The organism is Acidovorax sp. (assembly GCF_021287135.1).
Classification (GTDB): Bacteria; Pseudomonadota; Gammaproteobacteria; order Burkholderiales; family Burkholderiaceae_C; genus Acidovorax.
The window spans coordinates 1-20,689 of sequence record NZ_JAJTBB010000060.1 but is presented as its reverse complement, the minus strand read 5'-3'; the positions used below and the strand labels follow the sequence as shown (position 1 = coordinate 20,689).

Sequence of the window (20,689 nt, the reverse complement as noted above, 5' to 3'; positions counted from 1 at the left end):
GGGCTAGGAGCGGAAAAGTCTTGAATATTGCACTTCGTGCCGGGCGCTCAGGATGGCGAGCATGGGCGAGAACGCTTGGCGTTCGCTGTCCTGCAGGCGGGCGGCGTGGTCGGCGGCGGTGGGGATGGCGTCGGCCAGCCGCGCCAGGATGCGCTGGCCCGCGCTCTGGCCCAGCTGCATGGACTTGAGCGCGGCCTGCACCATGTTCTCGGCCCAGCCGAAGGCGTAGGCCAGCAGCACTTCGCGCACGGGGGCCTGGGTCTGCGATGCCGCCAGCGCAAACGCTACGGGGTAGGTGGGCGGCAGGGCGGCCAAGTGGCGGATGGCGGGCATGAGGGCCTCGTCGCCCTGATACTGGTTGCGCAGCCATTCGGCCATCGACCGGCCCATCTGCTCGGCCTGGAGGCGCAGTTCGCTGGTCTCGCGGGTGTGCAGCACCCAGTCGTTGAGTTCGCGCACATGCGCCCAGTCGGCCCGGCGCCAGGCGCCCACGGCCTTGGCGATGAGGGCCATGTCGCCGCGGGCCTGGGTGATGTGCAGCTGGTCCAGCAGCCAGTCCCCCACGGCGGTTTCGGTGGCGAGGCCCGCGTTTTCAACGGCGCTTTCCAGCCCTTCGGAATACGAGAACCCGCCCACGGGGAGTGCGGGGGAGGCCAGCCACATCAGCTGCAAGAAGCTGGCGGCGGGCAGGGGGGCGCGGTGGGCGTAGCGCATGGTGGCGGCGGGTCAGCTCAGGGGCTGGGGATGGGTCCGGTGAGGCATGCAGTGCGCCCTGCCTTCGACAGGCTCAGCCCGAACGGTGGGGGTGGGGCGCAGCGGGGCGGACACGGGGCCTCAGTGGTCGTGGTTGCAGTGCGGGCCGTGCACGTGGCCCTGGGCGACCACGGGGATGGCTACGGTGCGGCCCCGGGCGGGTGCGGCTGCGGCGTCCGTTGGCGCGTGCGTGTGCAAAGGGCTGTGATCGTGGCTGTGATCGGGGGCGTGCTCGTGGTGGTCGCCATGACCATGGTGGTGTCCGTGCTCATGACCATGGTCAGGTCCGTGTCCGTGGTCATGTCCGTGATGGTGCCCACCGCCATGCCCCGCCGCATAGGCGCCACCTTCGGGTTCAAACGCCAGGTTCTGCTCGGTCACGGTGAGGTGCATGGTGCGCAGCATGTCGGCCAGCACATGGTCGGGCTCGATCTTGAGGTGGTCGGGCTGCAGCTCGATGGGCACATGGCGGTTGCCCAGGTGGTAGGCGGCGCGGGTCAGGTCGAACGGCGATCCATGCGTGGCACAGGGGGTGATGACCAGCACGGGCTGCGGGGCGGCCACCACGCGCACCAGCGAGCCGTCTTCGGCCACCAGCACGTCGCCGCCGCGCACCAGCGTGCCGCGGGGCAGGAAGATGCCCAGTTCGCGGCCGGCCGAGTCGGTGGCGGCGAAGCGGCTTTTTTGGCGCACGTCCCAGTCGAGTTCAACCGTGTGGGCGCGCTTGAGCAGCACAGGGGCCAGGCCCTGGCCTTGGGGGAGGAGTTTGGAGACTTGGATCATGGGAAGGCTTTTGGACGGAGCGCCACGGGGCGAAAGCGGCATTGTCCGCCTGTGGGGCGAAGCGGCTCGCGGTGCGATCAAAGCTCCCGCGTCATGAAGCGGCTGTTCGGGTCGGGCACATAGCTGCCGAAGGGGTCGCAGTCGGCAAACCCATAGCGCCGGTACAGCTGGTGGGCCGGCTCAAAAAACGGCTGGCTGCCCGTCTCCAGGCTCACGCGCTGGTAGCCCAGGTCCACGGCCTGGCCCAGGATGTGTTCCAGGATGGCGCGGCCCACGCCCAGGCCCCGCAGCCCCTCAGCCGAGCGCATGGATTTCAGTTCGGCATGCTCGTCGCTCAGGTGCTTGAGCGCACCGGTGCCCACCAGCCGGCCGGGCGCGGGCTCGGTGTCGTCGGGCAGCCAGGCCGTCCAGAAGCGGATGTCGGGGCGGCGCAGTTGGTCCATGTCCAGCGCATGCACGCTCTCGGGCGGCGAGGTGGCGCGCATGTCCTGCAGGTGCTCTTCCATGAAGGCGGCGATGCGCGGGTCGCTCAGGTCGTCCAGGCGGATGGTCAGGCTGTCCAGCAACGTGCTCATCGCGTGGGTGCCATCAGAACAGGAAGTACCGCTGCGCCATGGGCAGCACGGTGGCGGGCTCGCAGGTGAGCAGTTGGCCGTCGGCGCGCACGGTGTATGTCTGCGCGTCCACTTCCATCTTGGGGGTGTAGCTGTTGTGCACCATGTCGCGCTTGCGGATGCCGCGGACGTTGCGCACTGCGGACAGCTGCTTGCGCAGGCCGAAGCGCTCACCAATGCCGGCGTTCAGGCCGGCCTGCGAGACAAAGGTGAGCGAGGTCCTGGCAATGGCCCCGCCAAACGCACCGAACATGGGCCGGTAGTGCACGGGCTGGGGTGTGGGGATGGAGGCATTCGGGTCGCCCATCGCAGCCATGGCGATCAGGCCGCCCTTCAGGATGAGCGCGGGCTTCACGCCGAAGAACGCGGGCTTCCAGATCACGATGTCGGCCCACTTGCCCACCTCCAGCGAACCCACCTCGTGGGCGATGCCGTGGGCAATGGCGGGGTTGATGGTGTACTTGGCCACGTAGCGCTTGATGCGCGTGTTGTCGCTCCGGGCGCTGTCGCCTTGCAGGCTGCCACGCTGCACCTTCATCTTGTGTGCCGTCTGCCAGGTGCGCAGGATGACTTCGCCCACGCGGCCCATGGCCTGGCTGTCGCTGCTCATCATGCTGATGGCGCCCAGGTCGTGCAGGATGTCCTCGGCCGCGATGGTCTCCTTGCGGATGCGGCTTTCGGCAAAGGCCAGGTCCTCGGCAATGCTCGCGTCCAGGTGGTGGCACACCATGAGCATGTCCACATGCTCATCCAGCGTGTTCTGCGTGTACGGCATGGTGGGGTTGGTGGACGATGGCAGGAAGTTGGCCTCGCCCACGACGCGCAGGATGTCGGGCGCGTGGCCGCCCCCTGCGCCTTCGGTGTGGAAGGCGCAGATGCCGCGCCCGCCCACGGCGGCAATGGTGTTCTCCACAAAGCCGGATTCGTTGAGCGTGTCGCTGTGGATGGCGACCTGCGTGTCAGTTTCTTCGGCCACGTCCAGGCAGTTGCTGATGGCCGAGGGCGTGGTGCCCCAGTCTTCGTGCAGCTTGAGGCCGATGGCGCCTGCGTTGATCTGCTCGTGCAGCGCATCCGGCAGGCTGGCGTTGCCCTTGCCGAGAAAGCCCAGGTTCATGGGGAAGGCGTCGGCCGCCTGCAGCATGCGTTCCATGTTGAAGGGGCCGGACGTGCAGGTGGTGGCCAGCGTGCCGGTGGCGGGGCCGGTGCCGCCGCCCAGCATGGTGGTCACGCCGCTGGCCAGGGCTTCCTCCACCTGCTGCGGGCAGATGAAGTGGATGTGGCTGTCGATGCCGCCCGCGGTGACGATGTTGCCCTCGCAGCTGATGACCTCGGTGCCCGGGCCGATGATGATGTCCACGCCCGGCTGCGTGTCGGGGTTGCCCGCCTTGCCGATGGCGGCGATGCGGCCGGCTTTAAGGCCGATGTCGGCCTTGAAGATGCCGGTGTGGTCAATGACGAGGGCGTTGGTCAGCACGGTGTCCACCGCACCTTGCGCGTTGCTGCGCTGGCTTTGCGCCATGCCGTCGCGGATGGTCTTGCCACCGCCGAACTTCACCTCTTCGCCGTAGCTGCCCGCGCGCAGGGTGTGGTCGGCTTCCACTTCCAGGATCAGTTCGGTGTCGGCCAGGCGCAGGCGGTCGCCCACGGTGGGGCCGAACATTTCGGCATAGGCGCGTCGTCCAATCGTTGCCATGGTGGGGTGCTCCGCGAGAACTGAGTACTATTGTTTTGATAGCTGCTTGCGCTTGTCTAGTAAGCGCTGGCGGCTGTTTTTGCTTGAAATGCTGGTGGGCCGTGCCGTGGGCAGCCTGCTGGAGGGTTGCCCAGCTCGTGCCCTGGCTTCGACAGGCTCAGCCCGAACGGGTGGGGTGCAGGTGCCATCGCCAGCATGGGGGCTGCCTACAGCGCGCCCTGCGTCAGGCCCTGGAATCCGTACACGTGGCGGTCGCCCGCGTAGTCCACCAGCTCTACCGTGCGTTCCTGGCCGGGCTCGAAGCGCACGGCGGTGCCCGAAGCGATGTTCAGCCGCATGCCGCGCGCGGCCGCGCGGTCAAAGCCCAGGGCATTGTTGGTCTCGGCAAAGTGGTAGTGCGAGCCAACCTGGATGGGCCGGTCGCCCGTGTTGCGCACCACCAGCGTGAGGGTGCGGCGGCCGGCGTTGAGCGGGTGCTCGCCAGGGTCGGTGAAGAGTTCGCCTGGGATCATGTTCAGTTCTCCAGCCTTGGATTTACTCCCTCTCCCCTCGCGGGAGAGGGCCGGGGAGAGGGGGCGAGCGATGTGCGCAGTGGGCCAGTTTTGCCCCCTCTCCCCAACCCCTCTCCCGCGAGGGGAGAGGGGCTTGTCAGCCTGCTGAGCGTGGGGTGAGCTCGGGCCATCACGCCATTTGCAGCAGCAGTGCGCCGCCGAACGCAGCCACGCCCGCACCGGCGGCGCGCGCCAGCCACACATGGCGGTGGCGCAGCGCCCAGCCCGTTGCCAGGCCCGCGGTGTGCAGCAGTACGGTGGCCGCCAGCATGCCGGCCAGGGTCTGCCAGGCGCTGGCGCTGCCGGCCAGTTCGTAGCCATGGGCCACGCCGTGGAAGACGGCAAACACGCCCACGCCCAGCGCCGCCATCAGCCCGGGCACGCGCAGGCGCGACACGACAAGCAGCCCGGTGATGAGCAGCGACGCCGCAATCATCGGCTCCACCGCCGGCAGCGCCACGCCCTGCAGGCCCAGCACGGCGCCCACCAGCAGCATTGCCGCAAAGCCCACGGGGCCCCACAGCAGATCCCGCCCGGCGCTGCGGGCGGCCAGGGCGCTCCACAGCCCCACGGCCACCATGGTGGCCAGGTGGTCCAGCCCGAAGAAGGGGTGGGCCAAGCCGCTCAGAAAGCTGTTGTGGATGTGGGATTCGGCGCCGGTATGGGCACTGGCGCTCGTGCTGATTGCGCTGGCAGCTATGAAAAGAAGAGCGGCTGTGTGGCGGTGCGAGAGGGCGATGCGCATGGGGGCTCCACGAAGAGAAGAGGGGGAGAACGGGGGTCAGACGATCGGCTGGTGCACGGTGACGAGCTTGGTGCCGTCGGGGAAGGTGGCCTCGACCTGGATGTCCGGAATCATCTCGGGGATGCCCTCCATCACGTCGTCGCGCGTGAGCACCGTGCGGCCTTCGCTCATGAGCTGGGCCACCGTCTTGCCGTCGCGCGCGCCCTCCATCACGGCCGCGCTGATCAGGGCCACGGCCTCGGGGTAGTTGAGCTTCAGTCCGCGGGCCTTGCGGCGCTCGGCCAGCAGGGCGGCAGTGAAGATCAGGAGCTTGTCTTTCTCACGAGGGGTCAGTTCCATGTCGTTTCACTTGATGTGCGGGGTGTGTCGGGAAAAATCTGTGTGACCGCGGATTCATCATAGGCAGCAAGCCCCGTGCCCGCCATACGCCAGACGGCGAAGATGCATTGGAAGTGAAGCCGGCCCGTGGCATGGAAACTGCACTTGCAAGGGCTGCTGCCGCCGTTTGCCCATGTCCCCCTCGACCGCCTCCCTTGCCCCGCCCGACGCCACTTCGGCCTCTGTGCCAGGGCCGGGCGCCGATGCGCAGCCGCCGCAGCAGGTCGTGAAGGTGCGCCGCGACTACAACAGCTGGGTGGCCACCGAGACCATGGAGGACTACGCGCTGCGCTACACGCCCCAGCGCTTTCGCAAGTGGTCGGAATGGCGCGTGGCCAACACCGCGTTTGGCGCGGCGTCGTTCTTGATCCTGGAGGCCGTGGGCGCCACGCTGCTGGTGCAGTACGGCTTCATCAATGCCTTCTGGGCCATCGTGGCCACGGGGCTCATCATCTTCCTGGCGGGGCTGCCCATCAGCGTGTACGCGGCGCGCTATGGGGTGGACATGGACCTGCTCACGCGCGGGGCGGGCTTTGGCTACATCGGCTCCACGCTCACCTCGCTCATCTACGCCAGCTTCACCTTCATCTTCTTTGCGCTGGAAGCCGCCGTGATGGCCTACGCGCTGGAGCTGGCGCTGGACATTCCGCCCCGCTGGGGCTACCTGCTCTGCGCGCTGGTGGTGATTCCGCTGGTCACGCACGGCGTGTCGGCCATCAGCCGGCTGCAGGTGTGGACGCAGCCGCTGTGGCTGGTGATGCTGCTGGTGCCGTTTGCCACGGTGCTGGCGCACGATCCTGGTGCGTTTGCGGGGGTTCTGCACTACGGCGGTGAATCGATGCGCGGTGCCAGCTTTCAGCTGCCCTTGTTTGGTGCGGCGCTCACCGTCGGCATTGCGCTCATCACCCAAATGGGGGAGCAGGCCGACTACCTGCGCTTCATGCCCGCCCCCACGCCGGGGCACGCGGGGCGCTGGTGGCTGGGGGTGCTGGCGGGCGGGCCGGGCTGGGTGGTGCTGGGCGTGCTCAAGATGCTGGGCGGCGCGCTGCTGGCCTGGCTGGCGCTCACCCACATGGTGCCGGTGGAGCGCGCGGTGGACCCCAACCAGATGTACCTGGCGGCGTATGAGTACGTCTTCCCGCACTACGGCTGGGCGGTGGCCGCCACGGCGCTGTTCGTGGTGGTGTCGCAGCTCAAGATCAATGTGACCAATGCCTACGCCGGGTCGCTCGCGTGGTCCAACTTCTTCTCGCGCCTCACGCACAGCCACCCGGGGCGGGTGGTGTGGGTGGTGTTCAACACGCTCATCGCCTTCATGCTGATGGAGATGAACGTCTTCCGCGCCATGGGCGAGGTGCTGGGCCTGTACTCCAACATCGCCATCGCGTGGATCATGGCGGTGGTGGCCGATCTGGTGGTCAACAAGCCGCTGGGCCTGTCGCCCCGGGGCATCGAGTTCAAGCGGGCCCACCTGTACGACATCAACCCCGTGGGCGTGGGCGCCATGGCGCTGGCCTCCATTGTCTCCATCAGCGCGCACCTGGGCCTGTTCGGGCCGCTGCCGCAGGCGTTCTCGGCGGTGATCGCCATGGCCGTGGCGTTTGTGGCCGCGCCGCTGATTGCGTGGGCCACGGGGGGCAAGTACTACATCGCCCGGCACAGCGATCCCGTGGCGGTGCCCATGCAAGGCCCGGTGCCCGGCGCGCGCGCGGGCGACCCGGGCGGCTACACGCGCCTCACGGTGCAGCGCTGCGTGGTTTGCGAGCGCGAATACGAGGCGCCGGACATGGCGCAGTGCCCCGCCTACCGTGGCGCCATCTGCTCGCTGTGCTGCACGCTGGATGCGCGCTGCGGCGACCTGTGCAAGCCGCACGCGAGCATGGCGGTGCAGTGGTCCGCCGCGCTGCGCTGGGTGCTGCCGCGGGCCGTGTGGCGCTATCTGGACACGGGGCTGGGCCACTTCCTGCTGCTGATGCTGGTGATTGCCCCGCTGCTGGCCGCCGTGATGGGGCTGCTGTACCACCAGGAGCTGAACACCATCGCCCAGGCGATGACGGACACCGATGTGCTGGCGGCCCCGGAGGTGGCCCTGCGCTCGGGCCTGCTCAAGGCCTACCTCGCGCTTTTGGTCATCTCGGGTATCGTGGCCTGGTGGCTGGTGCTGGCGCACAAGAGCCGCCAGGTGGCGCAGGAGGAATCCAACCGCCAGACCGGCCTGCTCATGCGCGAGATCGAGCTGCACCGCCAGACCGACGAGGCCCTGCAGACCGCGCGCCGCGTGGCCGAGCAGGCGCAGCAGGCGGCCGAGCAGGCCAACCAGGCCAAGAGCCGCTACATCAGCGCCATCAGCCACGAGATCCGCACGCCGCTCAACTCCATCCTGGGCTACGCGCAGCTGATGGGCGAGGACCCCCAGGTCCCCGCCCACCGCAAGCAGGCCGTGCACGTGATCCGCCGCGGCGGCGAGCATTTGCTCTCGCTCATCGAGGGCACGCTGGACATCGCGCGCATCGAGTCCGGCAAGCTCACCCTCGACGTCGCGCCCATGCGCTTTGCCGACGGCCTGCACGAGATCGCGGGCCTGTTCGAGCTGCAGGCCGCCGCCAAGGGCCTGGCCTTCCAGTTCGACGTGCAGGGCGTGATCCCCGAGGTGGTACGCGCCGACGAGCAGCGGCTGCGGCAGATCCTCATCAACCTGCTGGGCAACGCCATCAAGTTCACCGCGCAGGGCACCGTCACGCTGCGCGTGCGCTATGCGCGCGAGATGGCGCGCATCGACGTGCAGGACACGGGGCCGGGGCTCACGCAGGACGAGATTGAACGCATCTTCGAGCCCTTTGCACGGGGTGGCGCCCGCGGCGGCGCGCCCGGCGCCACGGGCGGCAGCGCTGCGCCCGGCGCGGGCCTGGGGCTCACCATTGCCAAGATGCTCACGGCGCTGATGGGCGGGGAGCTCACGGTGACCAGCACGCCCGGCGCAGGCTCGGTGTTCCACGTCAAGCTCTTCCTGCCCGAGGTGCACGCCGAGGCACTGGGCAAGGCCGCCGCCGCGCCCGCCGTGCGCGCGGCGGCCCGGGCGCGGTCCGGCTACGCGGGCGAGCGCCGCCGCATCCTGGTGGTGGACAACGAAGAGCCCGACCGCGAGCTGCTGCGCCAGCTGCTGGAGCCGCTGGGCTTCGAGCTGCGCCAGGCGGCCAGCGGCCACGATGCGCTGGACCTGCTGGCCGCCGGCTACCGGCCCCACGCCATCTTCATGGACCTGGCCATGCCCGGCATCGACGGGTGGGAGACCATCCGCCGCATCCGCGCGCAGGGCTGGGCGGCACGCGGGGACGCTGACGCTGACGGTGACGGTGACGGTGACGGTGACGCAGCCGCCACGCCCGGCGCCTGTATCGCCGTCGTGTCGGCCAACGCCTTTGACAAGACGCTGGAGAACGATGCGGGCATCCGCCCCGAAGACTTCATTGTCAAGCCCGTGCGCCACAGCGAGCTGCTGGACTGGCTGGAGCGGCGGCTGGAGCTGGTCTGGGTGGATGCCCCCGCGGCCGGCGCTGCCGGGGCCGTGGTGCCGCAGCCGCCTTCCATCGCGCCGCTGCGGCCGCCGGCTGCGGGGGCAGCGGCGCCGGCCGGGGATTGCCCGCCCGCCGCCGTCGTCGCGGACCTGGCGCAGTCGGTTGCGCTGGGCTACTACCGGGGTGTCCTCAACAGCCTGGCAGACATCGAGCGCCGGCACCCGGAGCACGCGGCCTTTGTGGCGCGCCTGCGGCCGCTGGCACAGCAGTTCGCCTTCGACGCCCTGGGCGAGATCCTGGAGCAAGCCACGCCATGACGGTTGTGCCACCCGCCACCCCCTTCGCCCACCCTGCGGCCGCCCTGCTGGACCGCGGCAGCTCCGACGTGGTGCTGGTGGTGGACGACGTGCCCGACAACCTGGCCGTGCTGCACGACGCGCTGGACGAGTCGGGCTACACCGTGCTGGTGGCCACCCACGGCGAGGCCGCGCTGCAGCGCGCCGCACAGGCGCTGCCCGACATCGTGCTGCTGGACGCGATGATGCCGGGCATGGACGGCTTCGAGGTGGCCCGGCGCCTCAAGGCCACGCCGGCCACGGCGCACATCCCCATCATCTTCATGACGGGCCTGACGGAGACGGAGCACCTGGTGGCGGCGCTGGAAGCCGGGGGCATCGACTACGTGATCAAGCCCATCAAGCCCCGCGAGGTGATGGCCCGCATGCAGGTGCACCTGGGCGCAGCCCGCAAGGCCCGGCAAGACGCCCTGCAGGCGCGCGAGGCGCGCAACGCGCTGGACGCGTTCGGCTACGCCAGCATCACCGTGCGCGCGTCCGACGGGCGCATCGTGTGGCAGACCCCGCTGGCGCGCGAGCTGCTGCAAAGCTATTTCGGCGGCGCGGGGGCCGATGGCACGCCCACCGCCTTTGGCCAATGGGCGCCCGAGCCCGTGCAAGCCTGGCTGCGCCGCCACGTGCTGGCCGACAACGCCGCCGAGCTGCTGGCCGCATCGCTGGCCGAGCCGCCGCGCCTGGCGGTGGAGCAGGGCGCCCGCCGGCTCACCTTCCGCCTGCACCAGCAGGCGGGCGACAGCGAGGGCGGGGGCGACTGGCTCATCGTGATGCGCGAGGTGTCGGACGCGAAGATCATCGAATCCATGAGCCTGGCCTTCAAGCTCACCGCCCGCGAGGCCGAGGTGCTGTACTGGGTGGTCAAAGGCAAGATCAACCGCGACATCGGCGACATCCTGGGCGCCAGCCCCGCCACCGTGAAGAAGCATCTGGAGCGCGTGTTTGCCAAGTTGGGGGTGGAGACGCGTACGGCCGCGGCGGCGATGGCGATGAACCGCATCCGGCAGCTGCACCCGCAGTTCGAGGGGTGATGCCGTGGCTGCTATCGCCAACGGGGTGGGGCGGCGTCTGGGCATGCGAACCGTCCGTTCGGGCGGAGGGGGCCGAAGCCCCGGACAACGCTTCGACGGGCTCCGCGTGAACGGGTGAGTTGGGGATGCGCGCTGTGCCGTGGATTGTGGGTCCAATCGGGCTGCAGCGCTTTCACAGCAATCGCAAGCAGCTATTATTTTGAGAGCAGCTGCGCGCCGCTGCTCAGCGCCCCACCGCGCTTTCCAGCTGCGCCTTGTTCATCTTCGAGCGGCCGGCGATGCCTTTGCGCCGGGCCTCCTCGTACAGCTGCTCGCGGGTGCGCCCCTGGGCGCCCGTGTGGGAGCGCTGGCCTCCGCGCACGGGGGCCGGCGTGTCGCGCACGGTCTTGGGGTTGGCTGTCTTGCTCTCGCCGTGCTGGGCGCGTTCCTTGTTCACGGTGCGCGCGGCAATCTCCTCGGCCGTGCCGGTGCTCTTGCCGCGCTGCTTCAGGCTGGACTTGATGTGCTCGTACTGGCGCTCGCGCTTGGCGCTCCATTGGGCCTGCGGCATGGGGGGCTCCTTCAAGGGGAATCACAAGCCGTCAGGTTAGGCGCCCGCAGCGCCCGGCGGGTCGGCGCAGCGCGCCAGCCCACGTAGGACAAGCGCGGCTGCATCTGGATGGAAAACCTGGCCTGGCGACCGTCCAGTAAGCGCCAGCAGCTATGGTTTTTGAAGCGTCACATGCCCAGCGACTTCAGCAGCGCGTCGGTATCGTCCTGACCTGCCGGCGCCGGGCTTTCGGAGACCACGGGGGCTTCCTGCGACTGGGCCATCAGCGCATCGGGGTCGGGCGCTTCCTGGGCCTCAAAGTCGTAGAGCTTGATGAACTCGGTGCGGTCGATCGCCAGTTCCAGGTAGAAGATGTGGTTGGCGCTGGTGTAGAAGGTCACGCGCCGCGCCTCGGGCTTGTCCAGGTTGGCGTCCACCGAGAGCTGCACCTGCTTGTTCAGCACCAGCATCTTGGGCTGGTTCTGCGTGATGTGGGTCTGCAGCTCGCGCCGCACCTTGCCGGTGAAGTCGCCCACCACCTGGTTCATCAGCTCGCCCATCACGTTGCTGACCTCGTCCGAGGTGTAGGAGCTGACCAGGTCGTCCTTGGACATGCCCATGTTCAGCAGGTAGTTGGCATACAGCTCCATGGCCGCCTGGGCCGTGAAGTTGATGATCACCAGCCCCGAGAAGCCGCCGTCGAACAGCACAAAGCAGCCGATGTCGGGCTTGAGGCAGGTCTTGCTGATGCGCTGCACCATGCCGGAGTAGTGGATCTGGCTGTGCGTGGCCACGCCCAGCACGCGGGTGACGGAGTTGCACAGGCTGATCAGCAGGTCTTCGGTGCCGTAGGTGGTGCGGGAGGTGTCGGTGGGGCTGCTCATGGGGGGCTGCGTCGGAAAGGCGGGTCAGGAAAAAAGCGAAGCGTCGGGCTGCAGAGCATAGGCGAAGGCGGGGCGCTCGGCCAGTGCCGCCGGGCGGGCGGCAGGGCCGGCACCGGTTACTCCTCGCTGGTCCACTCCACCTGCACGCCCAGGCTGCGCAGGTTTTCTGCGAAGCGCGGGTGCGCGCGCCGGATGGGTGTGGCGTTGCGGATCTCCGAGCGGCCGGGCGTGCTGGCCGCCACCATCAGCAGTGCAATGGCCACGCGGATGATGTAGGGGCTTTCCACCACGGCCGGCGTCAGCGGGTTGCCGCCAAAGGTCACGAGCCGGTGCGGATCGGACTGGAACACGTGCGCGCCGAACTTGGACAGCTCGCCCGCCCAGCCCAGGGCGCCGTCGTACACCTTGTTCCAGAACAGCGCGTTGCCCTGCGCCCGCACCCCCAGCGCAATGAAGATGGGCAGCAGGTCCACCGGGAAGTAGGGCCAGGGCGCCGCCTCCACCTTGGTCAGCACGTTGCTGGTGAAGGGCGTCTGCACCTGGAGCGGGCCGTCGCAGCGGGCGCGCGACCAGCCGTCCTCGTGGGTGATGGCCACGCCGAACTTGGCAAACGTGCGGTCGATGAGCGGAAAGTTCTCGGGCGCGCTGTTGCGTACCACCACGTCGCCCCCGGTGATGGCGCCCAGCGCGAGAAAGGTCGTGATCTCGTGGAAGTCTTCGTCAAAGCGGAACTCGCCGCCCTTGAGCGCCCCGCCGCCGCGCACCGTGAGCCGCGAGGTGCCGATGCCGTCGATGTCCACCCCGATCATGCCCATGAAGCGGCAGAACTCCTGCACGTGCGGTTCCGAGGCCGCATTGGTCAGCACCGACGTGCCCTGGGCCGCGGCGGCGCAGAGCACGAAATTCTCGGTGGTGGTGACGGAGGCATAGTCCAGCCAGTGCTGGTTGGCCGCCAGCGCGGCAGTGCCGCGGCGCACCAGCAGCGAGCCTTCGGCGCGCTCCACCGTCGCGCCGAAGCGGCGGAACACCTCCACATGCGGGTCGATCTCGCGCACGCCCAGCGTGCAGCCCTTGACGTTGTCCTCCAGCCGCGCCACGCCAAAGCGTGCCAGCAGCGGCGGCACCAGCATGATGGAGGAGCGCATCTCCTCCGGCAGCCGGTGCCGGGCGGCATCGAAGACGGTGGCGTGGTGGTGCAGCTCCAGCGTGCCGCTGGCGTGGTCCATGCGCACGTCGCTGCCCAGGGTGCGGAAGATCTCCAGGATCTTGCGCACATCGGTGATGTCGGGCACGCCCAGCAGGCGCAGCGGTTCGTGGGTGAGCAGCGTGGCGCACAGCACCGGGAGCACGGCGTTCTTGTTGGCAGACGGTGTGATGCGGCCGCGCAGCGGCGTGCCGCCGTGAACGATGAGGTTGGACATGGCAGGGAACAGCGGAGGGACAGGCGCGGTGCGCGGGCGGGTGAAGGGGCAAGCCCATCCGGCCGTTGGCACCGGCCGGCGGGTTGCTGAGCCCGCTACTCTACCCCGTTGCCCGCGCGGGGGCACCGCTACGCCGCGCTCCCATCGTCAACAACTGCTCAGGTCTGGGGGCAGGCCTGGAAGGCGGGCAACTGCTCGGCCGCGCGCGTGAAGGCCTCCAGGCACGGGTGGGCGGCCGCATCCACGCGGCCCGGCAGCAGCAGGTGCGTGAAGCTCCAGGCCACGGCGGAGGCGATGGCGCCGTGCGTCAGCGACTCCTGCACAGCGGCCAGGGGCACGCGCGCCAGCTCGGCCTCCAGCGCGGCGAAGGCCGCATCCAGCTGGCCGCCCACCCGGTCCAGCCAGGGCGCGTGCTGCTTCTCCGCGGGCCGCAGCCGGTGTTCGTAGACCGTCTGCACGGCCTTCTCGCAGGCCGCCAGCGCCAGGCCGGTGAGCCGCAGGTCGTGCAGGCGCTGCGCCGGATCGGCCGGGGTCAGCCGCGACCCGGGCGCTTGGGACTCGATCCACTGCAGGATCAGCGTCGAATCCATCAGCACCGTGCCGTCGTCCGCGACCAGCGTGGGCGCCTTCACCACCGGGTTGATCTGCTGGAATTGCTCGAAGGTGCTGAAGACCGACAGGGGCTGGTGCGCAAAGGGCTGCCCCAGCACGTGCAGCGAGACCGCGACGCGGCGGACATAGGGGGAGTCCAGCATTCCAATGAGTTGCATGGCAGGGGCGAGGGCGGTTGAAAGGGCCCTACGATAGCCCTGCAGCCACAGGGCTGACCAGGGGCAGTCATCGGAAATCAAGCCCGCCGGCCGATGGTTCATCGGCACGCCGGCGGGCAACGCAACGCACGGAAAGGAAGAGCGCGCATGCCATTGGACAAGAAGGACCGGCAGATCCTGCAGGCGCTGCAGGCCGACGCGCGCCAGAGCCTGGCCGCGCTGGGCAAGCGCATCGGGCTGTCGCAGCCGGCCATGAGCGAGCGGGTGCGCAAGCTGGAGGCGGCCGGCGTGATCGAGGGGTACGGTGCGCGGGTCAATCTGCGCGCCATCGGCGTGGGCCTGCAGGCCATCATCCGCATCCAGACCACGCACGCGGGCATCGCGCCGTATGTGCAGCTGTTCCAGCAGATGCCGGAGGTGCTGGAGGCCGACCGCGTGACCGGCGAGGACTGCTTCATCGTGCGCTGCGCCATCGCCCAGCCGTCCGACTTGGAGCGGGTGGTGGACGCGCTGGCCGTGCACGGCGCCGTGACCACGTCGCTGGTGCTCTCCAGCCCGGTGCGCAAGGCGGTGACGGTGCCGTTGTAAACCCGGCGAAGGCGCCGCCGCACGGTGCGGCACCGTGCACCCATGTACGCCACCCGGCGTATTTCCGGCAAACGCCGTGCTCTCCAGAATCCCACCCATGCCCCGCCCTTCCCGCACCGAGCGGGCGGCAGGGGCAAAGCGGTTGGAACCTGAACCCCACTGGAGAAGCACCTCATGCAACGTCGTTATTCCCTCAAGGCCCTTGCGGCCGTCGCCACGCTCGCCGGCCTGTCCGCCCTGCCTGCCCATGCGCAGGAGACCATCAAGGTCGGCGTCCTGCACAGCCTTTCGGGCACCATGGCCATCTCGGAAACGGTGCTCAAGGACACCGTGCTCATGGCCATTGACGAGATCAACGCCAAGGGTGGCGTGCTGGGCAAGAAGCTCGAGCCCGTGGTGGTGGACCCCGCCTCCAACTGGCCCCTGTTTGCCGAGAAGACCAAGCAGCTGCTCACGCAGGACAAGGTGGCCGTGATCTTCGGCTGCTGGACCAGCGTGTCCCGCAAGTCCGTGCTGCCCGTGGTGGAGGAAATGAACGGCCTCTTGTTCTACCCCGTGCAGTACGAGGGTGAGGAACTGTCCAAGAACGTGTTCTACACCGGCGCCGCGCCCAACCAGCAGGCGATTCCCGCAGTGGACTACCTGATGAGCAAGGACGGCGGCAGCGCCAAGCGCTGGGTGCTGCTGGGCACCGACTACGTGTACCCCCGCACCACCAACAAGATCCTGCGCGCCTACCTCAAGTCCAAGGGTGTGAAGGATTCCGACATCGACGAGAAGTACACCCCCTTCGGCCACTCTGACTACCAGACCATCGTGGCCGACATCAAGAAATTCAGCCAGGGCGGCAAGACGGCCGTGGTCTCCACCATCAACGGCGACTCCAACGTGCCGTTCTACAAGGAACTGGGCAACGCGGGCCTGAAGGCCAAGGACGTGCCGGTCGTCGCCTTCTCGGTGGGTGAGGAAGAGCTGCGCGGCGTGGACACGAAGCCGCTGGTGGGCCATCTGGCCGCCTGGAACTACTTCATGTCCATCAAGAACCCGGAAAACACCGCGTTCATCAAGAAGTGGAGCGACTACGCCAAGGCCAAGAACATCGCCGGCCACAAGGACAAGCCGCTCACCAACGACCCGATGGAAGCCACCTACATCGGCATCAACATGTGGAAGCAGGCCGTCGAGAAGGCCAAGAGCACCGATGTGGACAAGGTGATCGCCGCCATGGCCGGCCAGACCTTCAAGGCGCCCTCGGGCATCGTCAGCAAGATGGACGAGAAGAACCACCACCTGCACAAGAGCGTGTTCATCGGCGAGATCAAGGCCGACGGCCAGTTCAACGTGGTGTGGAAGACGCCTGGCCCGGTGAAGGCCAAGCCATGGAGCCCGTACATCGAAGGCAACGACAAGAAGAAGGACGAGCCGGACGGCAAGAGCAAGCTCTGATCACCCCCCTGAGGCGCTTCGCGCCTTCCCCCCGCTCTCGCATCGCTGAGCGATGCGGGCAGGGGGACGCCCCCGGCGCGGCGGGGCGGCCCTTGCGCGGGGGCCCTGGTCTGGGCCCCGCGCGCTGCACAGGCCTGTTTTCATTTGACCTACCGGCTCCCCCTCATGTTTGCCACACTTTTTCAACGCCTGATTGCCTGCCTGCTGCTGTGCGCGGCCGTGCAGGCGCACGCGCTCACGGCCGAGGCGGCGCGGGCCATGGCGGCGGGCGATACCGATGACCGGATCGCCGCGCTGCAGGCGGCCATCGCCACGCCCGACGAAGCCACCGTGGCCTTCATCCGCGCCATGGGCGATGACGCGGTGAAGATCGCGGGCGGCAAGGCCATCGTCCTGCGCGACGGCAAGGGGCTGGACCCCGTCACCGGCGCCGAGGTGCCCGTGCCCGACGATGCCGAAGACATCGTCAACAACAACCGCATGCGCGGCGAGTTCGATACCGCGCTGGCATCGCTGCAGCTCATGGCCGCCGACGTGGCAGAGCGCCGCAAGGCCATCGAGGCGCTGCGCGAAGAAACCGACGAGGCCCGCCTGCCGCTGATCGAGAAAGCGCTGGCCGCCGAGCAGGACGCCGCGCTCAAGGCGCGCCTTGAAAGCATCCGTGCGCGCATCCTCATCGGCAGCGCCGACGCGGTCAAGCGCCTTTCGGCCGCGCAGCACCTGGCGGCCAGCGGCAACCCCGCCACGCGCACCGTGCTGCTGGAGCAGCTGCGCAATGAAGAAGACCCCCAGGTCAAGGCCGCATTGCAGGCCGCGCTCAAGACCGTGGAAGAGCGCCTGCACTGGGGCGAGCGCCTGGCGGCGATGTTCTCCGGCATCAGCCTGGGCTCCATCCTGCTGCTGGTGGCGCTGGGCCTGGCCATCACCTACGGCCTGATGGGCGTGATCAACATGGCGCACGGCGAGCTGATGATGATCGGCGCCTACGCCACCTACGTGATGCAGGGCGTTTTTCAAAAGTACTTCCCGGGCGCGTTCGACTGGTACCTGGTGGCCGCCGTGCCCGCCGCCTTCCTGGCGTCGGCGCTGATGGGCGCGGTGCTGGAGCGCGGCGTGATCCGTTTCCTCTACGGCCGGCCGCTGGAGACCCTGCTGGCCACCTGGGGCATCAGCTTGGTGCTGCAGCAGCTGGTGCGCAGCCTGTTCGGCGCACAGAACGTGGGGGTGGAGAACCCCGCGTGGATGAGCGGCGGCGTGCAGCTCATGGACAACCTGCAACTGCCCTGGAACCGCGTGATCATCGTGGCCTTCGCGCTGGCGGTGCTGGGGGGCGTGGCCTTCCTCATCGGCAAGACGCGCCTGGGCCTGTTCGTGCGCGGCGTCACGCAAAACCGCCCCATTGCGTCGTGCATGGGCGTGAACACGGCCCGGGTGGACACCTATGCGTTTGCGCTCGGCTCGGGCATCGCCGGCCTCGCGGGCTGTGCGCTCAGCCAGGTGGGCAACGTGGGTCCGGACCTGGGCCAGGGCTACATCGTGGACTCGTTCATGGTGGTGGTGCTGGGCGGCGTGGGCCAGCTGGCTGGCACCGTGTACGCCGCGCTGGGCCTGGGCGTTCTCAACAAGTTCCTCGAAGGCTGGACGGGCGCCGTGCTGGCCAAGATCACCGTGCTGGTGTTCATCATCGTCTTCATCCAGAAGCGGCCGCAGGGCATCTTTGCGGTCAAAGGGCGTAGCGCGGACTGAGCGGATCGAAACAGAACATGACGACGAATACGCCTTCTTCCCCCGCGATCCCGCTGCCAAAGCCCGCACCGCTGCTCACCCGCGGCGGCTGGTCGGCGTTCATCGTGGCGCTCATCGTGGTGTGCGCCATCGCGCCCGTGCTCAACCTGTGGGTGCCCGCAGGCAGTGCATTCCACCTTAGCGACTACGCCGTGGCGCTGCTCGGCAAGATCATGTGCTACGCCATCTGCGCGCTGGCCATGGACCTGATCTGGGGCTACACCGGCATCCTCAGCCTGGGGCACGGGCTGTTCTTTGCGCTGGGCGGCTACGTGATGGGCATGTACCTCATGCGCCAGATCGGCCGCGACGGCAACTACCACAGCGACCTGCCCGACTTCATGGTGTTCCTGGACTGGAAGGAGCTGCCCTGGCACTGGGCGCTGTCCGACAGTTTCATCGCCACGCTGGTCCTCGTCGTGGCGGTGCCGGGGCTGATCGCCTTTGTGTTCGGCTACTTTGCCTTCCGCTCGCGCATCAAGGGCGTGTACTTTTCCATCATCACCCAGGCCATGACGTACGCGGCCATGCTGCTGTTCTTCCGCAACGAGACGGGCTTTGGCGGCAACAACGGCTTTACCGACTTCAAGCGCATCCTGGGCATGCCCATTGCCACGCAGAACATGCGCATGCTGCTCTTCGTGATGACCGGCGTCACGCTGCTGGTGTTCTTCCTGCTGGCGCGCTGGCTGGTGCGTAGCAAGTTCGGCCGCGTGCTGCAGGCCGTGCGCGACGCGGAAAGCCGCGTCATGTTCTCAGGCTATGCGCCGCTGCCCTACAAGCTCACCATCTGGACCATCAGCGCCATGATGTGCGGCGTGGCGGGCGCGCTCTACGTGCCGCAGGTCGGCATCATCAACCCCGGCGAGATGAGCGCCGCCAACTCCATCGAGATCGCCGTGTGGGCGGCCGTGGGTGGGCGTGCCACGCTGATCGGCCCCATCGCGGGCGCGTTCATCGTCAACGGCGCCAAGAGCTGGCTCACGGTGACGGCGCCGGAGTTCTGGCTGTATTTCCTGGGCGCGCTGTTCATTGCCGTCACGCTGTTCCTGCCCGACGGCGTGGTGGGGCTGGCGAAGAAGTGGATGGCGAAAAAAGAGAAGGGGGCCGCGCAATGACGCCCGACCTGATGGAAGAGGGCGCGCGGCGCCTGGCGAAAACGCAGGCGCCCGCTGCACCGGGCCAGACCGAGTCGGGCGGCCGCGCGGCCGGGTTCTCGCGCGTGGCGGTGCCGGGCGAGGTGGATGTGACCCATGGCCGCATCCTGTACCTGGAAGATGTGCACGTGAGCTTTGACGGCTTCAAGGCCATCAACGGCCTGAGCCTGGACATCGCGCCCGGCGAGCTGCGCTGCATCATCGGCCCCAATGGCGCGGGCAAGACGACGATGATGGACATCATCACCGGCAAGACGCGGCCGGACAAAGGCACGGTGTTCTTCGGCTCGACGATTGACCTGCTGCGCCACAACGAGCCCGAGATCGCGAGCCTGGGCATCGGCCGCAAGTTCCAGAAGCCCACGGTGTTCGAGCAGCTCACCGTGTTCGAGAACCTGGAGCTGGCGCTCAAGACGCACAAGGGCGTGAAGTCCAGCATGTTCTTCCGCCTGGATTCCGCCCAGTCGGACCGGCTGGCCGAGGTGCTGCACACCATTCACCTGGCCGGCAGCGTCACGCGGCAGTCTGGCAACCTGAGCCACGGGCAAAAGCAGTGGCTCGAGATCGGCATGCTGCTGATGCAGGACCCCAAGCTGCTGCTGCTGGACGAGCCGGTGGCGGGCATGACGGACGAGGAGACGGCGCGCACTGCCGAGCTGTTCCTTGCGCTCAAGGGCAAGCACTCGCTGATGGTGGTGGAGCACGACATGTCGTTCATCCGCACCATCTCGGAAATCGTGACGGTGCTGTGCGACGGGGCCGTGCTGGCGCAGGGGACGCTGGACCAGGTGCAGGCGGATGAGCGGGTGATTGAGGTGTATTTGGGGCGGTGATGGTGTCGTTTTGTCCTGGTTCATTTGGATGCGCGGGAGCCCGCTATCCGTTCGGGCTGAGCCTGTCGAAGCCGGTTCGCTTCACCCCATCCGTTCGGGCTGAGCTGGTCGAAGCCGGGGCGCTGCTCGCAAGCTCGCTGAGGGGCGGCATGCTTGTGCGGAGGGCGGAGGCCGGGTCTCGGCCCGGCGGCCGAGGTACTTGTTCTTTGCTTCGCCAAAGAAAAGTACCCAAAAGAAAGGCGACCCCCAGTCTGCGACCCCTGCGCTGCGCTACGGGGCAAACCTGCGGCGAGGCGGTTGCGGGGTGCGCCGCGGAACTCGCTTTGCTGCTTCGCAGCGCCGCTCGGACAACCACGGCGAGTCAGATCACGAAGCACGGGCGCAAGGGCGCCCATGCCACCCCGCAACCGCCCCGCCGCAGGCGCAGCCAGCAGGGGTGGGACAGCCGGGCATCCAACAGCCAAACAGCCACACGGGCCATCGCTTCGCTCGGCCTGGCTTTCGCGGGCGCAAGCGCCACGCGCTGCGAAAGCGGGGCCGAGCGCAGCGATGGCCCGGGTCGGCTGGGTTCCCTTCAGGATGCGCCGAGGAGCGCAGCGGGCGGGGTGGCCTGTGTGCCGCAGGACACACAGGCTTCGTGCTCTGACTCGCTGCGGTTGTCCGAGCGGCGCGCGCAGCGCAAAGCGAGTTCCGCAGCGCATCCCGCCCGCGAGCACCGCAGGTTGCCCGCAGCAGAGCGGAGGGACGCAGCCTGTAGGGTCGCCCTTTGGCCTCCACATAACTTCGCTGCGCGAAGTGAGTGGAGTCCCGCTTCGCGACCTTTGGTTCCTTTCTTTCGGCGACGCGAAAGAAAGGGACTCGCC

The 20,689-nt window shown here is 68.4% G+C and carries 18 protein-coding genes; 7 read left to right on the top strand and 11 right to left on the bottom strand.

Annotation, left to right across the window (positions count from 1 at the left end; translation table 11 throughout):
• Positions 1-3 precede the first annotated feature (3 nt).
• The 7 genes from LWW96_RS13945 to LWW96_RS13915 all read right to left on the bottom strand — a co-directional run bounded on the left by LWW96_RS13945 (position 4) and on the right by LWW96_RS13915 (position 5,478).
• Positions 4-714 carry an urease accessory UreF family protein gene (locus LWW96_RS13945; RefSeq protein ID WP_291487972.1) on the bottom strand — a complete coding sequence of 237 codons (711 nt, stop codon included), beginning with the start codon at positions 712-714 and terminating at the stop codon, positions 4-6.
• Between the two features lie 120 nt (positions 715-834).
• Positions 835-1,536, bottom strand: a complete 702-nt coding sequence (gene ureE / locus LWW96_RS13940) for an urease accessory protein UreE (protein ID WP_291487971.1) — start codon at positions 1,534-1,536, stop codon at positions 835-837.
• 77 nt (positions 1,537-1,613) lie between these two features.
• A complete protein-coding gene (locus LWW96_RS13935) occupies positions 1,614-2,111 on the bottom strand; it encodes a GNAT family N-acetyltransferase (RefSeq protein WP_291487970.1) in 498 nt (165 codons plus the stop codon).
• A gap of 13 nt (positions 2,112-2,124) precedes the next feature.
• Positions 2,125-3,843 (bottom strand): urease subunit alpha, encoded by a 1,719-nt coding sequence (ureC, locus tag LWW96_RS13930; protein WP_291487969.1) that lies wholly within the window; start codon positions 3,841-3,843, stop codon positions 2,125-2,127.
• 206 nt (positions 3,844-4,049) lie between these two features.
• Positions 4,050-4,355 (bottom strand): urease subunit beta, encoded by a 306-nt coding sequence (locus tag LWW96_RS13925; RefSeq protein WP_291487968.1) that lies wholly within the window; start codon positions 4,353-4,355, stop codon positions 4,050-4,052.
• 169 nt (positions 4,356-4,524) lie between these two features.
• Entirely contained in the window at positions 4,525-5,139 is a 615-nt protein-coding gene (locus tag LWW96_RS13920) for a HupE/UreJ family protein (protein ID WP_291487967.1), read from the bottom strand.
• Between the two features lie 36 nt (positions 5,140-5,175).
• A complete protein-coding gene (locus LWW96_RS13915; RefSeq protein ID WP_291487966.1) occupies positions 5,176-5,478 on the bottom strand; it encodes an urease subunit gamma in 303 nt (100 codons plus the stop codon).
• Between the two features lie 172 nt (positions 5,479-5,650).
• Between LWW96_RS13915 and LWW96_RS13910 the strand changes: the two genes are divergently transcribed.
• Together LWW96_RS13910 and LWW96_RS13905 are read left to right on the top strand one after the other, a co-directional pair.
• Positions 5,651-9,349 carry an ATP-binding protein gene (locus tag LWW96_RS13910; protein WP_291487964.1) on the top strand — a complete coding sequence of 1,233 codons (3,699 nt, stop codon included), beginning with the start codon at positions 5,651-5,653 and terminating at the stop codon, positions 9,347-9,349.
• Entirely contained in the window at positions 9,346-10,413 is a 1,068-nt protein-coding gene (locus LWW96_RS13905) for a response regulator (protein ID WP_291487962.1), read from the top strand. The genes LWW96_RS13910 and LWW96_RS13905 overlap by 4 nt, the downstream gene beginning before the upstream one ends.
• A 223-nt stretch (positions 10,414-10,636) precedes the next feature.
• On the opposite strand, the gene LWW96_RS13900 is transcribed toward LWW96_RS13905, so the two are convergent.
• The 4 genes from LWW96_RS13900 to LWW96_RS13885 all read right to left on the bottom strand — a co-directional run bounded on the left by LWW96_RS13900 (position 10,637) and on the right by LWW96_RS13885 (position 14,017).
• Positions 10,637-10,963, bottom strand: a complete 327-nt coding sequence (locus LWW96_RS13900) for a plasmid stabilization protein (protein WP_291487960.1) — start codon at positions 10,961-10,963, stop codon at positions 10,637-10,639.
• Between the two features lie 167 nt (positions 10,964-11,130).
• Positions 11,131-11,826: a DUF3334 family protein gene (locus LWW96_RS13895; RefSeq protein ID WP_291487958.1), complete on the bottom strand. Its 696-nt coding sequence runs from the start codon at positions 11,824-11,826 to the stop codon at positions 11,131-11,133.
• A gap of 116 nt (positions 11,827-11,942) precedes the next feature.
• Positions 11,943-13,247 (bottom strand): UDP-N-acetylglucosamine 1-carboxyvinyltransferase, encoded by a 1,305-nt coding sequence (locus tag LWW96_RS13890; protein WP_291487956.1) that lies wholly within the window; start codon positions 13,245-13,247, stop codon positions 11,943-11,945.
• Positions 13,248-13,405: 158 nt separating this feature from the next.
• On the bottom strand, positions 13,406-14,017 hold the full coding sequence (locus tag LWW96_RS13885; RefSeq protein ID WP_291487954.1) for a glutathione S-transferase: 612 nt from the start codon (positions 14,015-14,017) through the stop codon (positions 13,406-13,408).
• A 147-nt stretch (positions 14,018-14,164) separates the two neighbouring features.
• Here LWW96_RS13885 and LWW96_RS13880 point away from each other — a divergent pair, with 147 nt between their 5' ends.
• From LWW96_RS13880 to urtD, 5 genes are all read left to right on the top strand, one after another.
• Positions 14,165-14,605 (top strand): Lrp/AsnC family transcriptional regulator, encoded by a 441-nt coding sequence (locus LWW96_RS13880; RefSeq protein ID WP_291487952.1) that lies wholly within the window; start codon positions 14,165-14,167, stop codon positions 14,603-14,605.
• Between the two features lie 174 nt (positions 14,606-14,779).
• The gene (gene urtA, locus LWW96_RS13875; RefSeq protein WP_291487950.1) at positions 14,780-16,051 is read left to right on the top strand and encodes an urea ABC transporter substrate-binding protein; all 1,272 of its coding nucleotides are present in this window, start codon (positions 14,780-14,782) and stop codon (positions 16,049-16,051) included.
• Between the two features lie 165 nt (positions 16,052-16,216).
• Positions 16,217-17,797: an urea ABC transporter permease subunit UrtB gene (urtB, locus tag LWW96_RS13870; protein ID WP_291487948.1), complete on the top strand. Its 1,581-nt coding sequence runs from the start codon at positions 16,217-16,219 to the stop codon at positions 17,795-17,797.
• A gap of 17 nt (positions 17,798-17,814) precedes the next feature.
• Positions 17,815-18,954, top strand: a complete 1,140-nt coding sequence (urtC, locus tag LWW96_RS13865) for an urea ABC transporter permease subunit UrtC (RefSeq protein ID WP_291487946.1) — start codon at positions 17,815-17,817, stop codon at positions 18,952-18,954.
• Positions 18,951-19,826: an urea ABC transporter ATP-binding protein UrtD gene (gene urtD, locus LWW96_RS13860; protein WP_291487944.1), complete on the top strand. Its 876-nt coding sequence runs from the start codon at positions 18,951-18,953 to the stop codon at positions 19,824-19,826. The genes urtC and urtD overlap by 4 nt, the downstream gene beginning before the upstream one ends.
• Positions 19,827-20,689: the final 863 nt, after the last annotated feature.

What these genes read in the sequence shown, in the direction of transcription:
- LWW96_RS13890 (WP_291487956.1), bottom strand. Translation starts at nt 13,247, where the DNA reads ATGTCCAACCTCATCGTTCACGGCGGCACGCCGCTGCGCGGCCGCATC.
- urtA (WP_291487950.1), top strand. Translation starts at nt 14,780, where the DNA reads ATGCAACGTCGTTATTCCCTCAAGGCCCTTGCGGCCGTCGCCACGCTC.
- LWW96_RS13915 (WP_291487966.1), bottom strand. Translation starts at nt 5,478, where the DNA reads ATGGAACTGACCCCTCGTGAGAAAGACAAGCTCCTGATCTTCACTGCC.
- LWW96_RS13920 (WP_291487967.1), bottom strand. Translation starts at nt 5,139, where the DNA reads ATGCGCATCGCCCTCTCGCACCGCCACACAGCCGCTCTTCTTTTCATA.
- ureE (WP_291487971.1), bottom strand. Translation starts at nt 1,536, where the DNA reads ATGATCCAAGTCTCCAAACTCCTCCCCCAAGGCCAGGGCCTGGCCCCT.
- urtC (WP_291487946.1), top strand. Translation starts at nt 17,815, where the DNA reads ATGACGACGAATACGCCTTCTTCCCCCGCGATCCCGCTGCCAAAGCCC.
- LWW96_RS13880 (WP_291487952.1), top strand. Translation starts at nt 14,165, where the DNA reads ATGCCATTGGACAAGAAGGACCGGCAGATCCTGCAGGCGCTGCAGGCC.
- ureC (WP_291487969.1), bottom strand. Translation starts at nt 3,843, where the DNA reads ATGGCAACGATTGGACGACGCGCCTATGCCGAAATGTTCGGCCCCACC.
- LWW96_RS13905 (WP_291487962.1), top strand. Translation starts at nt 9,346, where the DNA reads ATGACGGTTGTGCCACCCGCCACCCCCTTCGCCCACCCTGCGGCCGCC.
- urtD (WP_291487944.1), top strand. Translation starts at nt 18,951, where the DNA reads ATGACGCCCGACCTGATGGAAGAGGGCGCGCGGCGCCTGGCGAAAACG.
- LWW96_RS13895 (WP_291487958.1), bottom strand. Translation starts at nt 11,826, where the DNA reads ATGAGCAGCCCCACCGACACCTCCCGCACCACCTACGGCACCGAAGAC.
- urtB (WP_291487948.1), top strand. Translation starts at nt 16,217, where the DNA reads ATGTTTGCCACACTTTTTCAACGCCTGATTGCCTGCCTGCTGCTGTGC.
- LWW96_RS13935 (WP_291487970.1), bottom strand. Translation starts at nt 2,111, where the DNA reads ATGAGCACGTTGCTGGACAGCCTGACCATCCGCCTGGACGACCTGAGC.
- LWW96_RS13910 (WP_291487964.1), top strand. Translation starts at nt 5,651, where the DNA reads ATGTCCCCCTCGACCGCCTCCCTTGCCCCGCCCGACGCCACTTCGGCC.
- LWW96_RS13925 (WP_291487968.1), bottom strand. Translation starts at nt 4,355, where the DNA reads ATGATCCCAGGCGAACTCTTCACCGACCCTGGCGAGCACCCGCTCAAC.
- LWW96_RS13885 (WP_291487954.1), bottom strand. Translation starts at nt 14,017, where the DNA reads ATGCAACTCATTGGAATGCTGGACTCCCCCTATGTCCGCCGCGTCGCG.
- LWW96_RS13900 (WP_291487960.1), bottom strand. Translation starts at nt 10,963, where the DNA reads ATGCCGCAGGCCCAATGGAGCGCCAAGCGCGAGCGCCAGTACGAGCAC.
- LWW96_RS13945 (WP_291487972.1), bottom strand. Translation starts at nt 714, where the DNA reads ATGCGCTACGCCCACCGCGCCCCCCTGCCCGCCGCCAGCTTCTTGCAG.